This is a genomic window from Weissella paramesenteroides ATCC 33313, from assembly GCF_000160575.1.
In the GTDB taxonomy this organism is placed as follows: domain Bacteria; phylum Bacillota; class Bacilli; order Lactobacillales; family Lactobacillaceae; genus Weissella; species Weissella paramesenteroides.
Genome location: NZ_GG697130.1, coordinates 127,803 through 143,108, shown reverse-complemented (window position 1 = coordinate 143,108; position 15,306 = coordinate 127,803). Strand labels below are relative to the sequence as shown.

Genomic DNA, 15,306 nt, shown 5'->3' with positions numbered 1-15,306 from the left:
GCGTTAGTCAGAAATGACTGATGCGGGTTTTTTGTTACCAACTCATTGTTGGTAATCAGCAAGGGTTGAGGAAAGGAAATGCTTATGAAAATCAAGCAAACATTAAATCTTGGTAAAACCAAGTTTCCAATGCGTGGTAACTTACCACAAACAGAGTTACAACGCGAAAATATTTGGTTTGAAAATAAAGTCTATGAGCGCCGTCAAAAATTAAATGCTGGTAAGCCATCGTTTATGCTACATGATGGTCCTCCATATGCAAATGGAAATATTCATATTGGTCATGCAATGAATAAAATTTCAAAGGATATTATTGTTCGTTACAAGTCTATGAATGGCTATTATGCACCATACGTACCAGGATGGGATACGCATGGACTACCAATTGAACAACAGTTAACAAAAGCTGGTAAAGATCGTAAAAAGGTTGGACCTGTTATTTGGCGTAAGATGGCTGATGAATTTGCGCATAAGCAAGTTAAAAAGCAGATGGCTGATTTTAAGCGTTTAGGAGTTTCAGCTGACTGGGATCATCCATACTTAACCCTACAACCATCATTTGAGGCGGCACAGCTTCGGGTCTTTGGTAGTATGGCAAAGCGCGATTTGATTTTCCGTGGTAAGAAGCCAGTCTTCTGGTCATGGTCGTCAGAATCTGCTTTAGCAATGGCTGAAATTGAATACCATGATGTTACTTCGGAGTCAGCATTTATCTCTGAAAAAATCAAAGATGGTAAAGGGGTATTAGATCAAGACACTTATTTAGTGGCTTGGACGACCACACCATGGACTGTACCTGCTTCACAAGCATTAGCAGTTCACCCTGATTTTAAATATGTGCAAGTTCAACCTCAGAACACAACTAAAAAGTATCTAGTTGCTGAGTCATTACTATCATCTTTGTCAGAAAAATTTGGTTGGGAAGAGCCAACCATCTTGGCAACTTTTGAAGGTAAAGATCTTGAATATATGGTGACAGAACATCCATATATGGATCGTGACATTTTAGTTGTTTTGGCAGACTATGTGACTGATGATACCGGAACTGGTCTTGTTCACACAGCACCTGGTTTTGGTGAAGATGACTTTATGACGGGTAAGCGTTATGGTATCACACCGATTATGAATGTTGATGATCGCGGGTATTTAACTGCTGAAGCTGGTGAAGATTTTGATGGTGTCTTCTATGAAGATGCAAATGAATTGTCATTACAGAAGTTAAGAGACGTTGATGCACTTGTTAAATCAGAACCAATTACGCACAGTTACCCATTTGATTGGCGTACAAAGAAACCAGTTATTTTCCGTGCTGTACCACAATGGTTTGCATCAATTAATAGTTTCCGTCAAGAAATTTTGGATGCGTTGGATGATGTGACATTCAAGCCAGAATGGGGTAAGAAACGACTATACAACATGATTCGGGATCGTGGCGATTGGGTTATTTCTCGTCAACGTGTCTGGGGTGTACCACTACCAATTTTTTACGCAGAAGATGGTACTGCGATTATAGATCCAGATATCATTGACCATGTGGCAGATTTGGTTGCTGAACATGGGTCAACTGTGTGGTTTGAACGTGAAGCAAAAGATTTGTTGCCGGAAGGCTATACGAACGAGCATTCACCAAATGGCGAATTTACCAAAGAAACAGATATCATGGATGTTTGGTTTGATTCAGGTAGTTCTCATCAAGGTGTGATGGCAACTAGACCAGAATTAGAATTCCCTGAAACATTGGTTCTGGAAGGTTCTGATCAATATCGAGGCTGGTTCAATTCTTCATTGATTACATCAGTGGCGGTTACTGGTAAGGCACCTTACAAGGAAGTCGTTTCACAAGGCTTTACTTTAGATGGTAATGGTGAGAAGATGTCGAAATCAATTGGCAATACCATTGAACCGAATGAAGTTATCAAGCAAATGGGTGCTGAAATCATTCGTTTGTGGGTATCAACTGTGGATACATCAGCTGATGTACGTGTTTCGATGGATATCTTATCTCAAACTTCAGAAATCTATCGTAAGATTAGAAACACGATGCGTTTCTTATTAGCAAATACAGCAGACTTTAATCCAAATGAAGATACTGTGGCGTATGAAGATTTAACAGAAGTAGATAAGTATTTTTATGCACGATTTAATCAATTGATTAGTGAGCTTAAAGCAGCATATGATGCTTATGACTTCCAATCAGTTCATAAACTACTCATTAACTTCATTAATGTTGATTTGTCAGCCTTTTATTTGGACTTTGCGAAGGACATTTTGTATGTTGAAGCACCTAATGGTCATCTTCGTCGCTCTCTACAAACGGTTTTGTATAAGATTGTTGTTGGATTAGATAAATTGATGTTACCAATTTTGCCACATACAGCAGAAGAAATTTTTGAATATTTGCCTTATGAGACTGAAGACTTTGCATACTTAACAAATATGCCAGAAGTCGAAGATTTGGGTGATAATACTGAATTATTTGCAAATTGGTCTTCATTTATGAAATTACGTGATGCAGCGAATAAGGCTCTAGAAGAAGCCCGTAATGCTAAACTAATTGGTAAGCCAGCTGAAGCTGCCTTAACTTTGTACTTAACCAAGGAACAAGCACAAATGGTTGATGCATTAGGACAAGATATTCGCGTGTTATTGCTTGTGTCTCAGTTACACTTAGCAGATGTGACAGATGCATCAGCAGATGTTGAAAATTATGATGGTTACAAGATTGAAGTCGCACATGCGGTTGGTGAGGTTTCACCACGAGACAGAATGTACCATACTGATTTGGGATCAGATAAGGATTTCCCAATGTTGTCAGCACATGAAGCAGAAATTGTCCGTGAAAACTTCCCAGAAGCATTGACAGACGGTTTAGAATAATAATTAATCAGATGAACGGCTAGAACTTTGTTTCTAGTCGTTTTTTTGATTATAATGAATAGTAACTACTTAAAATGGATTGGAGAATCACTGCATGACGAAATTATATTTTATACGCCACGGAAAAACTGTTTGGAATGCTGAAGGGCGTTTTCAAGGGTCCGGCGGCGATTCACCATTGTTACCTGAATCAATTGATCAGATTGCTGATTTGGGTAACTACCTAAGTGATGTGACATTTGCCCATGCTTTTACAAGTCCAATCAAGCGTGCTATGGATACGGCAGAGCAAACGCTCGCTTATATAAATAACCAACCAGAATTAACCGTTTTGAATGGATTAAAAGAGTTTTCATTTGGGGTGTGGGAAGGATTAACGTTTAAAGAGGTCAAGCAAGACTGGCTTACGATGTACGATGCTTCACGACATCATCCAGAAAGGTTTGATGCTAGCCAGGTTCCAGGTGCAGAAACATTCGAAGCGGTTCAACAACGCTTTAGAAGAGCAGTCTTTGATGCTGTAAATGCTTATGGTGGAAAAGATGTGAACTTAATCTTCTTTAGTCATGGTGCAGCCCTTACTGCAGGAATGGGTGGTTTGTTAAATATTCCATTAGCTAATTTGAGAGATCGTGGTGGTCTGGGTAATACAAGTACGTCGATTCTTGAAACAAATGATGGCATTAAATTTAAGGAATTAATTCGAAATGATACAAGCTATTTGAATGTACCCGCTAATGCATCAAATACAATTTAAAAAATTAGGTAGGAAAAATAAATGGCTAAATTAGATGAAGATGTTCAAAAAGATATAAAACAACTAGTTAAAGATATTTCTGAACATCCGGATCATTGGCAAGCGTATGTTGACTTAGTAAATGTTTTAACAGTCATTAATAGTTTGGTTGAGGCAGAAGACTTGGCGTTAAAAAGTCTATCTATTTTTAAGAATAATGAAGCAGCACAGCAGGAGTTACTCTATGCAACGGGTAATGTCTATTACACTGCAGCGGATTATTCGCGCGCAACAAGTTTTTTTAATAAGATTACAGATGCAAAATTAAAGCATGATGCAACAATGATGCAGGCGCAAAGTTTTTATGCACAAAATAAATTTAAGCAGGGGTTAGCGTTTGCGTTAACGGCTGTACAACAAGATAATGCCGATTTAAATGCACAGATTTTGTTAGGAAATATTTGGTTGAGTTTGGGCGATAGTAAAGCAGCAAGGGATGCTTTTGATAGCGCACTAATCATAAATAGTGATGATTATTCGGCAAATTTGGGTCGTGGGGTTGTTGCCATGGCTTTAAATGAACAGGACAATCAGTGGTTGCAAATTGCTAAAAAGATAGATCCAAAACAATATCAAGCAGATGCTAGTCGATTAGATGATTTAATTCAGGTCATGTTGGGGAGCACAAACAATGAGCGAAACACAGACTGATATTTTTGAAGATGGAACTGACACAGAACCAACAGTTGTCGGTCAAATTGCGACCATTGTTTTCTCGGCGCAAAATTCTTTTTATAAAGTTCTGCGGATTACGATATTAGAAAAAAATTTTGATTTTGATGATGACGAAATGACGGTCACTGGTAATTTTGGCGACATTCAAATAGGTGCCAGCTATGAATTTAAAGGACAACTGAAAAAACATGCTCGTTATGGCATTCAGTTTGTAGCCATGAATTATCATCGGCAGGCTACCAGCTCGGTATCAGGATTAGTCGCTTATTTTTCAAGTGAAAAATTTCCAGGTGTTGGGAAAGCAACGGCAACGAAAATTGTGGACACTTTGGGAACAGATGCGATTGATTTAATTTTAGATAATAGTAAAGTTTTATCTAATATCGGTCTTTCAGAGAAAGTTCAGACAGTCATTGTTGACCAACTAGCAAAATCTGACGGTATGGAACGAGCAATCATTGCATTGAATGATTTTGGCTTTGGCTCTAATTTAGCCACAACAATTTATCAAAAATATCAACAAGAAACATTAACAATATTGAAAAACAACCCGTACCAATTAGTAATTGATATCGATGGTGTTTCATTTAAAAGAATTGACCAGTTTGCATTACAACAAGGTATTGATGCTTTGGATGATCGCCGTGTAAGCGCAGGTGTTATTGCTGCGATTAATTTGAAGACATTTGAATCCGGGGATACATATATGGTGTTACCGGATTTATTAGCGACGACAAAGCACCTTCTTGAGCATGCCCAACGCATAGAAGTTGATGAAAGTTTAATTAAACAGGCACTACTAACACTGACTCAAGAGGGTGTTGTAGTTGCAGATGGTAGTTATTTATATATAAGAGAGATTTTTGAATCTGAAAATCAAATTGCTAAAGAACTTATTGATTTAACTGAGAGAAAACAACAAACCTATTCAAGAAAAGACGTTGTTAAGTATTTGGATGAAGTTGAATCTGCTAATGATTTTAAATATGATGCAACGCAACGTGAAGCAATTATCGCAGCTTTAACAAACCAGTTATTTATCTTGACTGGTGGTCCAGGAACTGGAAAAACAACTATTATTAGTGGTGTTGTTGCAACTCTGAAAAAGTTATTAAGACAAGATGGCATAAAGTCTGATGAGATTGACCAAGGCGTTCATTTAGTAGCGCCAACCGGACGTGCAGCAAAACGATTACAAGAGTCAACTGGCATGGCGGCCAGTACAATTCATCATTTATTAGGTATAACAGGGCGTGAAGCAAACCTAGATGATGTTGATATTGAAGAATTAACCGGGCAACTATTAGTTGTTGATGAAATGTCGATGGTTGATACGCAATTATTTGCGACCTTATTATCCGCTGTTCGTGCAGATATGCAAGTAATCTTGGTTGGTGATAAGGATCAATTGCCATCTGTTGGACCAGGACGTGTATTTTATGATTTATTAGCAAGTGGTATTTTGAATTATCGAGAACTTGAGACAATTCATCGCCAGGGTAAAGGCTCAACAATCATTTCCTTAGCAAATGATGTTAAAAACGGACGATTACCTGATGATTTTACTGATCAGAAAATTGATCGCTCATTTTTTTCAGCTGAATTAAGACAGGTGCCAAATTTAGTCGAAAAAATTGCGACGAGTTGGCAAAAGAAAGGAAATTCGGTTGCTGATATGCAAATATTAGCACCAATGTATCGAACACAGGCTGGCGTTAATCATTTGAACGAAATTGCTCAAAACATATTTAATCCAATAACGAATAAAAAGAAAACGATTTTAGTAAAAAATGGTGATTTCACTTTTACATTTCGTGTTGGCGATAAAGTAATGCAAACAACGAATGATCCAGAAAATAATGTTTTTAATGGAGATATTGGGTATATTTCCACAATTCTATTAGCTAAGGATAAAGCGAATACAGACAAAAAAGATGTTATAACAGTTTCATTTGACACAGGTGAGGTTATTTATACCCGTGAAAATTGGCAACAGTTGACATTGGCCTATGCTACCACCATCCATAAATCGCAAGGAACTGAATATAAATTAGTTATTATGCCTTTGGTCAACGCCTTTTCAAGAATGCTACAAAGAAATCTTCTTTACACAGGCTTAACAAGAGCTAGTGAATCGTTGGTCTTACTTGGACAGGAAAGTGCATACCAACAAGCAGTGCTAACGACCGGTGTCAATCGCCAAACCACACTACAAGCGCGTATTATGCAGTATGCTAATCAACAGGTAGGTTCGCGAGAGAATCAGCAATTAGTTGATGAATCAAAAAATGAAGCAGATTCATTGGCAAGTCAACCATTATCCCATGATGATACAGATTTACCAACAGCAACTGCTGCAAAAGATAACTATATTTTGACTGTTGATTTGATAAATAGTAATAAAATTAGTCCAAATATTGGACTAGATGGTTTGACACCGGCAGATTTTATGTCAGTGTAAGCGACATAAACTAGTCAGAGCGCTAATTATATGGTAAAATAAGACGATAAATTTTCGAAAGAAAAGGGGTTTCTGAAAATGTCAGGACATAGTAAATGGCATAACATCCAAGGACGTAAGAACGCCCAAGATGCGAAGCGTGGTAAGATTTTCCAAAAGTTAGCTCGTGATTTGTATACGGCAGCAAAAGCTGGTGGTGTTGATCCAGATTCAAACTCAAGTTTGCGTCTCGTTATCGACAAGGCAAAGGCTGCTAACATGCCTAAGGATAATATCCAACGAGCACTTGATAAGGCTTCCGGAGCAAACGGGGCTAATTATCAAGAGTTAACTTATGAAGGTTATGGTCCAGCAGGTATTGCAGTTTTGGTTGAAGCCTTGACTGACAACACAAACCGTACAGCTTCTTCTGTACGTTCATCATTCAAGCACTTTGGTGGTGAGCTTGGAACTTCAGGATCAGTTTCATTCCAATTCGACCGTAAGGGTTACCTTGAAATCGAACGTGATGAAGATACTGAAATTGATGAAGATCAATTATTTGAAGATATGTTAGATGCTGGGGCAGAAGATATGAAGACTTTTGATGATCAATTTGAAATTTACACTGATCCTAAGTCTTTCCCTGAAGTTCGTGATGCTTTGGCAGCCAAGGGTTACCAATTTAGTATTGACGAAGTGACAATGGTTGCGCAAAATCCAATGGCTGTACCAGAGGATAAGCAAGAATCATTGGATAATTTGGTTGCTGAGTTGGAAGAAAATGACGACGTGCAAGCAGTATTTACAACAGCTGAATAGTTACTATTTTGCTTTTTAAAAGAACTTGTTTACTGAACAAGTTCTTTTTTTATTGAAAATATTATTGACTAATAATTGAATTAGGAATAATGTTAAAATATTATTTATTTAAATAGAAGTCGTTAACGTGTTCTGCCACAGACTTAAACATTAATTATGTTATTTAGTTGTACCATAAGGGTGCTAGCAATATATTAGTTGATCTTTAATCATGTTGGCAGAGTATGCTAACATGATTTTTTTAGGGAGAAGAACTTATTATGTTGGAGCGTTTCTTTAAGCTATCGGAAAACCATACAACCGTACGGACTGAGGTCATTGCAGGTATTACGACCTTTGTGGCGATGGCTTATATTATCTTTTTAAATCCTGCAGTGCTTTCGTTGACAGGTATGCCTAGTCAAGGTGTTTTTTTGGCAACTATTTTAACAGCTGTTACAGGTACCTTGATTACAGGTTTGTTCGCTAATTTGCCATATGCACTTGCCCCTTCGATTGGTATGCAAGCCATGTTTACATACACGATTGTTTTTGGTTTAGGTTATACTTGGCAACAAGCCCTGGGGATGGTATTTTTAGTTGGTTTGGTAGATGTCATTATCACATTAACAAAAGTTCGATCATTGATTGTTAAATCAATTCCAGCACAACTAAAACACGCTATTGCAGCAGGTATTGGGTTGTTTATTGCTTATATTGGTTTAAAGAATGCTGGATTTATTAATTATTTAGTTAATTCAGAAAATATTATTTCCTTAAATAATTCACCATTTCATGGTGGTGGAGCGAAAGCTATTGAAACGTTAACCGGTAATGGTGGTACGACACCTGAGATAACAACATTCACAGATCCATCAGTATTATTAGCGCTGATTGGGTTAGTACTCTTGGTATTATTGGTTGTCGCTAATGTTCCCGGAGCATTTTTGATTTCTGTTTTTGTAACAACGATTATTGGTATTCCAATGGGTGTGACAAATACTCATGTTAATGGATTATCATCATTTTCGACAACATTCCATGATTTTGGTTCTATTTTTGGTCAAGCTTTAGGTTCTAATGGCTTGTGGTCAATGTTTAACTCACCCAAAAATATTTTGATTGTCATTTTGACAGTGTTCTCAATGGGACTTTCAGGTTTGTTTGATGCCATTGGAACCTTTATTGGAACAGGTATTTCTAGTGGTATTTTCTCAAAGGCAGACCAAAAGGAATTCTATGAAAATAAGGGCTTTAAGTCAAAAATGGATCGTGGCTTGGTTGCTGATACTTTTGCAACGATGTTTGCTGGAATTTTTGGAACTTCAAATACGACAACTTTTATTGAAGCTTCAACAGGTATTAAAGCAGGTGGTCGTACCGGATTAACGGCTGTTGTTGTAGCAATTGGATTCTTGTTGTCGATTATTGCTGCACCACTAGTTAATGTTATTCCAAGTGCTGCAACAGCTCCTATCCTAGTTGTTGTTGGTATCATGATGATGAATGAATTTAAAGCAATTGATTGGGATGACATGGAAGTAGCAGTACCAGCATTCTTTACTTCCGCGTTCATGGCCTTCTCATATTCAATTTCATATGGAATTGCAGCCGGCTTTATCTTCTATGTGTTAATTAAAACTGTGAAGCGTAAGTTCAGCGAAATCAGTGTTATTTTGTGGATAGTTTCATTGTTGTTTGTTTTGAATTTTATTGTTATTGCAGTTAGTTAGTGTTTTATAGAATATTTGGCATCCAGTAACGTGTTAAACGTTACTGGATTTTTTTGATTAAAAAATAGACTTTTTAGGATGGGTGACGTCTTTGTAAAGGTTAGGAGGTGAGAAATAGCATGAAAATACAGAAAATGTTTTACGATATCATTGATTTGGCATCAAAACAGCATGCAAGTGACGTGTATATTTGGCCATGTTCTGATGGCTTTCAAATGATTTACTATTCGACTAATGGTTTGGAAAAAGTAAGGCATTTTGAAGCTGAAATTGGGGAAGCACTTATCCGTCATATAAAATTTTCAGCACATATGGACATTAGTGAGGCTCGTCGCCCACAGCTTGGACGGTGGCAATATTTTTTAGATTCACAATCCCTTCATTTACGAATTTCAAGTGTAGCAGATTTTTTAAATCGAGAATCAATAGTAATCCGCCTTATCTATGATATGCAAGATAACTATTTAGATTGGCGACCTGTTCATAAATTGAATGAACTGGCGCAACTAATAAAATTGAAGCAAGGTTTGATTCTGCTTGCTGGTCAGATGGGTTCTGGTAAAACAACCACACTCTATCATGTCGCAGCAAATCATTTAAATGATCAAATGGTACTTACTATTGAGGATCCTGTTGAATTAGTCGTACCACAATTTTTACAGTTACAGGTAAATAATGCTGCTCAAATGAGTTATGATCGACTGCTTAAGTTGGCATTACGGCATCATCCTGATGTTATGATTATTGGCGAAATTCGTGATGCAGAAACAGCGCACGTTGTTGTTCAAGCAGCGTTGAGTGGTCACTTAATTTTAAGTACAGTTCATGCAATGTCTATTACGGGGATTTGGTATCGGTTACGGGCTTTTGGCATTCCAGTAGATTTATTAAATCAGGTGATTGTTGGTTTGGGTTATCAAGAAATGATGCAGCATGAAAATCATTCATATGTGCATTTAAATTTAAATAGTGGAATAAGTTTGAAAAAATTATTGGTGGATTTAAAAATGCAGAAACAAACACAGTGGCCACGTAAGTTACAAGTTGAATTTTTTGAAAATTTATGTCATTTATCTAAAGTTGGTTTTGATTTAGAAAGTTCATTAATGACATTACAAATTTTACTTAAACTACCTCTAAAGGACGTGGAAAATATCATTTTTGGCCTAACCGCAGGACTTACCTTGGCTGAAGTGATGTCTCCATTTATCAGAACCGAGATTGTGCAACAACTTGATTTTGCAATTATACATGGACAATTAACACCATTGTTACAAGAATTAGGTGCCAGAGAACGAGGAAAATTAGTACAGTTCAGAAAATTACGTCAAATATTGTTATATCCGTTAATTTTGATGATACTTTTAGTGGTGTTAATAATTGGCTATTTAACTGTTTTATTGCCAGAGCTTGGGCAATCAGGCGCAGACTTAGCAATATTGAAAACAAATTTGAAGCCTTCATGGCTAATTATAGGAACTTTAGTGCCTATGCTGGGTCTTTCACTTAGTATCTGGTGGTTTGCAAAGCTATGTTGGGAAACACGGATAAAAATCATCATGAAGTGTCCAATTATTGGTACATTATTAACCCTTAGCGTAGAGTACTATATTTGCTTGCAATTAGGATTGTTACTATCAAGCGGTGTTGAATTAGCTACGATTGTCGCAAAGGTGCGTAAAAAAACAACAAATGGACTAATCTCATACATTGGGGACAAGGCTTGGCACGCATTAAGTAATGGTGAAAATATTCGTGATTTCATTTTATCGGTAGCTTTTTTGCCTAAAGAGTGTGCCTTATTGTTTAATCTGGGTCACACGCAACAACAAATTGGTGAAAACTTTCAAATTTTGGCGAATCGTAAATTTGAGTTGCTAGATGAACGAATAAAAAAATATTTAACCTTAATTCAACCAATATGTTTTGCCATTATTGGAGTTGTCGTAATTGGCTTATACTATTTAACGCTTGTACCAATGTACAAAAATATGGGAGGCATTGTGCAATGAAAAACCGTCAGGTATCACGTCGTAAAGGATTTACATTAATTGAAGTTGTAACGACCCTGTTTATTATTGGATTATTAGTTGCATTGATTTATCCTAATGTTGCACATATCCGTAAAACAGCTGAAGACAGGCAACGTGCAGCGTTAATGCAGACTCTTCAAAGTCAGGTAAATATGTTCCATATTGCACAAGACGTTCCTGATACACAAACGATTACAATATCTAATCTAATGAACGCAGGGTATTTGACCACTTCTCAGGTACAGCAAATGGGTAAGGCGCATTTTGAAATTAAGGGTGATAAGGTAATTCAAGGAAAGTAAGATGAACCGAAAAGGAGTCACGTTGTTCGAAACAATGGTTGTCTTATCGGTTTGTCTGGTACTTTCAATACCGGTAATCTTACCAAAGGATGACAATAACCAAGACTGGCAAAATGTGAAACAAGAATTTGCGCAAAAATATATTAAAGAGCAACAAAAAGTGGTACTAGGGAAAGAACTGGATTTTAATATTTACGGTTACAAAAATACGATTATCATTGGTAGTGAGAAAATTAAATTACCAAGAGGGTGGTTTGCCGGTAATTATGTACACATTAATTGGCGATCAACTACGGTAACTGCTGATACGATTTCTTTTGTCAATCGCAATACTAATAAACATATTTTATTAATTTTTCAACTAGGAGGAGGCACGTATCGTTTCACAACGTAGGGGATTTATTCTGTTGGAGGCAATGATTAGTTTTGTAGTTGTTTTGGGAACCATATCGATTGTTTGTCAATCAGTCGAGACAATCACTCGTCAAAACCAGGTTGACGACCGTGCCATCAATAGTATTAAAGAAAAATATTATCAGGAACGAAGAAAATGGTTAACAGGAACGGATTTACATTAATTGAGTGTATTATCGCTTTTACGATGTTGAGTGGTCTGTTTCTTATCTTTTCTATATCATCACAGGGACTAAATATTATTAAACAGCACCACAATTATGAAATACAAAAGTTTCAGGTCACTCGTTTAGTTGATCGTTTAGAGAATGATGCTTTAAATTATAAAATTATTGACGCAAATGATCGTGTTCTGACCATTAAAAACGTGAAAACTAACAAAACTTATCAATTTGGACTATGGGGGAAATGTCTTTGTTTGTATCGAAATGATGGAAAATTCTTATCCTATATGCTAGGGGTGAAGAGAGTGGCTTTTAAAGAATTAACACCATATTTATACGTTATAACATTAGAATTTGACAATGGATCAATTTTTAAGGAAGAAATATATATTAATGGTCAAAAAGCGTAAAGCAATAATTTTAGTTCAAACAGTAACCTTAAGTTTCTGCTTGTTGGCAGGATTGACCATGTGGTTACAAAGGCAAGTAGAACAACAAAATTTACGAAAGCAAGAATATCAATATTGGCTTGGCCGCTATCAGGCTGTGCAATATATACGTAGCTGTAAAGAAATTAAAGCAGATAAACGCCTCTTTGTTCTACCTCGTGTTGTGGTTATTACGAAGGATTACTATATTGTTAAAGTCACCGAACTGCAATCTGTCAGGGTACCACGAAAAAAATAATAAATGATATATATCTTGTCAGCTACTCAGAAACTAGCTACACTAGTCTCTAGTATGAAAGATGAGGTAATGACATGTACGAAAAAATTGAAGTCAGTGTTAAGAATCTACAATCGGCACAGCAGAAATTAGTAGCCTTTCTTGATATTGCATCAATCGAAGCTTTAATAATTTTATTTGAAATTATGTTAGGACAAACTGATAATGATTGGGAATCATTATCACATAAACAACAACAAGATTTAAAAAAAGATGTCCAGGCAGCAAAATTTTCGGATTTACAATTAGTAGATCGCCGTCAAGTTTTACAATTTTTATTAGTCAGTACGATTCATCAAGATGGCTTGCAGGCAAACTATCAAGTTACACCAGATGCAATTGGCATGTGGATTGCGTTCATTGCTGAGAAATTTACAGAGGGGAAAACTGACGTTCACCTTAAGGAAATTGCAGTTGGAACAGGTAATTTATTAGCAACAATAAGCCAAGCATTACAATCTGCAGGGAAAAAAGTCCACATTCAAGGATTTGAGAATGATGACACGATGTTGACTGTTGCGAGTGGTGTTGCAGCATTATTGAATGAATCATGGCAGTTAACCTTGACTGATGGTGTTACAACGCCAATGACTGGTGATGCTGATATTATTATTGGTGACTTGCCAATTGGCTATTATCCAAAAGAGGTGCCAAAATCTTTCGTGACACGTATTGAAGAAGGGTTAACTTTTGTACATCATCTACTAATTGAACAAAGTGTTGCTGCATTAAAGCCAGGTGGATTAGCAATTTTAACTGTTCCATCGAATTTATTTGAAAGTGACCAGAGCAAAAAATTGTTAAGTTATTTACAAACAGATGAGGTCTATTTTCAGTCATTGATTCAGTTACCTAGTAACTTATTTAAAGATTCTAAATTAAGAAAAGTAATCCTTATATTACAGCGTTCTGGTGCTGATGCCGTACAAGCAAAACCAGTGATGTTGGCAAGAACTCCTGAATTATCGAATGAAGTTGAAAACAAGAAGTTTGTGACAGAATTGACAGCTTGGATGACAGCAAACCACTTGTATAATTAGTTATGGTAGCACGACATTAATGGCTTTATGTACACGAATTGCATTTTTTTGTGATATACTATTTTGAGTTAATAATGAATTCCATATGGAAAGAGGAGATAAGTATATATGGCTAAGACAATGGCGATTAATGCTGGATCATCATCACTAAAATTTCAATTATTTGAAATGCCAGCAGAAACAGTGATTGCAAAGGGACAAGTAGAACGTATCGGTATGAGCGATGCAATTTTTACTTTGAAATTTAATGGGGAGAAAACTGAGCTTGTGCAAGATATTGCAGATCATGAAGCTGCAATAAATTTGTTGCTTGAGCAATTAAAAGCACACGAAGTTATCAAAGATCTTACAGAAATTACTGGTGTTGGTCACCGTATTGTTGCTGGTGGGGAGTGGTTCAATAAGTCAGTTATTGTTGATGATGAAGCCCTTAACAAAATTGAACGTTTAGCAGACTATGCACCATTGCACAATACTTCTGAAGCATTGGGAATTCGCGTGTTCCAAAAGTTGTTGCCAAACGCCTTGTCAGTTGCTGTATTTGATACGGCATTCCACCAAACAATGCCTAAGAAGAATTACTTGTATGCCTTGCCATATGAATACTACACAAAGTATGGGGCACGTAAGTATGGTGCTCACGGAACTTCACATATGTACGTTGCACAACGTACAGCAGATTTACTTGGTAAGAAACTAGAAGATTTGAAGTTGATTACGTTACACTTAGGTGCTGGTGCATCGGTTACGGCTATTAAGGATGGTAAATCATACGATACATCAATGGGATTCTCACCATTGGCTGGTGTGATGATGGCTACTCGTACTGGGGATGTTGATCCTTCTCTTGTATACTATATTCAAAATCGTGAAGGTCTATCAAATGATGAGATGCTAGATGTTTTGAATAAGAAGTCTGGATTATTAGGAGTATCAACAATTTCTTCTGATATGCGTGACTTGGAGTCTGTTGCAGATACTAATGATCATGCAGCACTTGCATTGGAAATGTTTATTGATCGTGTTGTTCGTTACATTGGTCAGTATTACGTTGAGCTTGGTGGAGTAGATGCATTAACATTTACTGCCGGTATTGGTGAAAATGCTGCAAATGTTCGTGAAGAAATCATTAACCGTTTGGCATTCATGGGCATTAAAATTGACGCAGAAAAGAATGAATTACGTGATGATGAAGTTATTTTGTCAACAGACGATTCAACTGCAGCAGTTTTGAAGGTTGCTACTAACGAAGAACTTATGATTGCTCGTGACATACAAGCATTGCAAGCCCAAAATAAGTAATTT

The 15,306-nt window shown here is 36.7% G+C and carries 14 protein-coding genes; all 14 read left to right on the top strand.

The genetic code is table 11. From position 1 onward, the window contains the following. Positions 1-84: 84 nt before the first annotated feature. The 14 genes from ileS (at position 85) to HMPREF0877_RS06585 (ending at position 15,303) form a co-directional block, all read left to right on the top strand. Positions 85-2,877, top strand: a complete 2,793-nt coding sequence (ileS, locus tag HMPREF0877_RS06650; protein ID WP_040760859.1) for an isoleucine--tRNA ligase — start codon at positions 85-87, stop codon at positions 2,875-2,877. Between the two features lie 94 nt (positions 2,878-2,971). Next, the gene (locus HMPREF0877_RS06645) at positions 2,972-3,634 is read left to right on the top strand and encodes a histidine phosphatase family protein (protein WP_002828535.1); all 663 of its coding nucleotides are present in this window, start codon (positions 2,972-2,974) and stop codon (positions 3,632-3,634) included. A 21-nt stretch (positions 3,635-3,655) separates the two neighbouring features. Continuing rightward, the gene (locus HMPREF0877_RS06640) at positions 3,656-4,324 is read left to right on the top strand and encodes a tetratricopeptide repeat protein (RefSeq protein WP_002828534.1); all 669 of its coding nucleotides are present in this window, start codon (positions 3,656-3,658) and stop codon (positions 4,322-4,324) included. Then, positions 4,305-6,809 carry an SF1B family DNA helicase RecD2 gene (gene recD2, locus HMPREF0877_RS06635; RefSeq protein WP_002828533.1) on the top strand — a complete coding sequence of 835 codons (2,505 nt, stop codon included), beginning with the start codon at positions 4,305-4,307 and terminating at the stop codon, positions 6,807-6,809. The genes HMPREF0877_RS06640 and recD2 overlap by 20 nt, the downstream gene beginning before the upstream one ends. Before the next feature lie 78 nt (positions 6,810-6,887). Continuing rightward, the gene (locus tag HMPREF0877_RS06630) at positions 6,888-7,610 is read left to right on the top strand and encodes a YebC/PmpR family DNA-binding transcriptional regulator (protein WP_002828532.1); all 723 of its coding nucleotides are present in this window, start codon (positions 6,888-6,890) and stop codon (positions 7,608-7,610) included. Between the two features lie 260 nt (positions 7,611-7,870). Beyond that, positions 7,871-9,322, top strand: coding sequence for an NCS2 family permease (locus tag HMPREF0877_RS06625; RefSeq protein WP_002828531.1), 1,452 nt, complete (start codon positions 7,871-7,873; stop codon positions 9,320-9,322). Between the two features lie 119 nt (positions 9,323-9,441). Further along, positions 9,442-11,334, top strand: coding sequence for a competence type IV pilus ATPase ComGA (gene comGA / locus HMPREF0877_RS10000; RefSeq protein ID WP_002828530.1), 1,893 nt, complete (start codon positions 9,442-9,444; stop codon positions 11,332-11,334). Further along, positions 11,331-11,657 carry a competence type IV pilus major pilin ComGC gene (locus HMPREF0877_RS06610; RefSeq protein ID WP_002828529.1) on the top strand — a complete coding sequence of 109 codons (327 nt, stop codon included), beginning with the start codon at positions 11,331-11,333 and terminating at the stop codon, positions 11,655-11,657. Before comGA ends, HMPREF0877_RS06610 begins: the two co-directional genes overlap by 4 nt. A 1-nt stretch (position 11,658) precedes the next feature. After that, complete coding sequence (locus HMPREF0877_RS06605; RefSeq protein WP_002828528.1) at positions 11,659-12,051, top strand: type II secretion system protein; 393 nt, start codon at positions 11,659-11,661, stop codon at positions 12,049-12,051. Between the two features lie 22 nt (positions 12,052-12,073). After that, on the top strand, positions 12,074-12,235 hold the full coding sequence (locus tag HMPREF0877_RS10140; RefSeq protein ID WP_155809308.1) for a hypothetical protein: 162 nt from the start codon (positions 12,074-12,076) through the stop codon (positions 12,233-12,235). Then, positions 12,208-12,645, top strand: coding sequence for a hypothetical protein (locus tag HMPREF0877_RS06600; protein ID WP_002828526.1), 438 nt, complete (start codon positions 12,208-12,210; stop codon positions 12,643-12,645). Before HMPREF0877_RS10140 ends, HMPREF0877_RS06600 begins: the two co-directional genes overlap by 28 nt. Beyond that, on the top strand, positions 12,629-12,922 hold the full coding sequence (locus tag HMPREF0877_RS06595) for a hypothetical protein (RefSeq protein WP_002828525.1): 294 nt from the start codon (positions 12,629-12,631) through the stop codon (positions 12,920-12,922). The genes HMPREF0877_RS06600 and HMPREF0877_RS06595 overlap by 17 nt, the downstream gene beginning before the upstream one ends. Before the next feature lie 74 nt (positions 12,923-12,996). Continuing rightward, positions 12,997-14,001, top strand: a complete 1,005-nt coding sequence (locus tag HMPREF0877_RS06590) for a class I SAM-dependent methyltransferase (RefSeq protein ID WP_002828524.1) — start codon at positions 12,997-12,999, stop codon at positions 13,999-14,001. A 108-nt stretch (positions 14,002-14,109) separates the two neighbouring features. Further along, positions 14,110-15,303 (top strand): acetate/propionate family kinase, encoded by a 1,194-nt coding sequence (locus HMPREF0877_RS06585; protein WP_002828523.1) that lies wholly within the window; start codon positions 14,110-14,112, stop codon positions 15,301-15,303. Positions 15,304-15,306 lie beyond the last annotated feature (3 nt).

Coding starts and splice junctions, on each gene's coding strand:
- HMPREF0877_RS10140 (WP_155809308.1), top strand. CDS start 12,074: ATGATTAGTTTTGTAGTTGTTTTGGGAACCATATCGATTGTTTGTCAA.
- ileS (WP_040760859.1), top strand. CDS start 85: ATGAAAATCAAGCAAACATTAAATCTTGGTAAAACCAAGTTTCCAATG.
- recD2 (WP_002828533.1), top strand. CDS start 4,305: ATGAGCGAAACACAGACTGATATTTTTGAAGATGGAACTGACACAGAA.
- HMPREF0877_RS06590 (WP_002828524.1), top strand. CDS start 12,997: ATGTACGAAAAAATTGAAGTCAGTGTTAAGAATCTACAATCGGCACAG.
- comGA (WP_002828530.1), top strand. CDS start 9,442: ATGAAAATACAGAAAATGTTTTACGATATCATTGATTTGGCATCAAAA.
- HMPREF0877_RS06610 (WP_002828529.1), top strand. CDS start 11,331: ATGAAAAACCGTCAGGTATCACGTCGTAAAGGATTTACATTAATTGAA.
- HMPREF0877_RS06585 (WP_002828523.1), top strand. CDS start 14,110: ATGGCTAAGACAATGGCGATTAATGCTGGATCATCATCACTAAAATTT.
- HMPREF0877_RS06605 (WP_002828528.1), top strand. CDS start 11,659: ATGAACCGAAAAGGAGTCACGTTGTTCGAAACAATGGTTGTCTTATCG.
- HMPREF0877_RS06645 (WP_002828535.1), top strand. CDS start 2,972: ATGACGAAATTATATTTTATACGCCACGGAAAAACTGTTTGGAATGCT.
- HMPREF0877_RS06600 (WP_002828526.1), top strand. CDS start 12,208: ATGGTTAACAGGAACGGATTTACATTAATTGAGTGTATTATCGCTTTT.
- HMPREF0877_RS06625 (WP_002828531.1), top strand. CDS start 7,871: ATGTTGGAGCGTTTCTTTAAGCTATCGGAAAACCATACAACCGTACGG.
- HMPREF0877_RS06630 (WP_002828532.1), top strand. CDS start 6,888: ATGTCAGGACATAGTAAATGGCATAACATCCAAGGACGTAAGAACGCC.
- HMPREF0877_RS06640 (WP_002828534.1), top strand. CDS start 3,656: ATGGCTAAATTAGATGAAGATGTTCAAAAAGATATAAAACAACTAGTT.
- HMPREF0877_RS06595 (WP_002828525.1), top strand. CDS start 12,629: ATGGTCAAAAAGCGTAAAGCAATAATTTTAGTTCAAACAGTAACCTTA.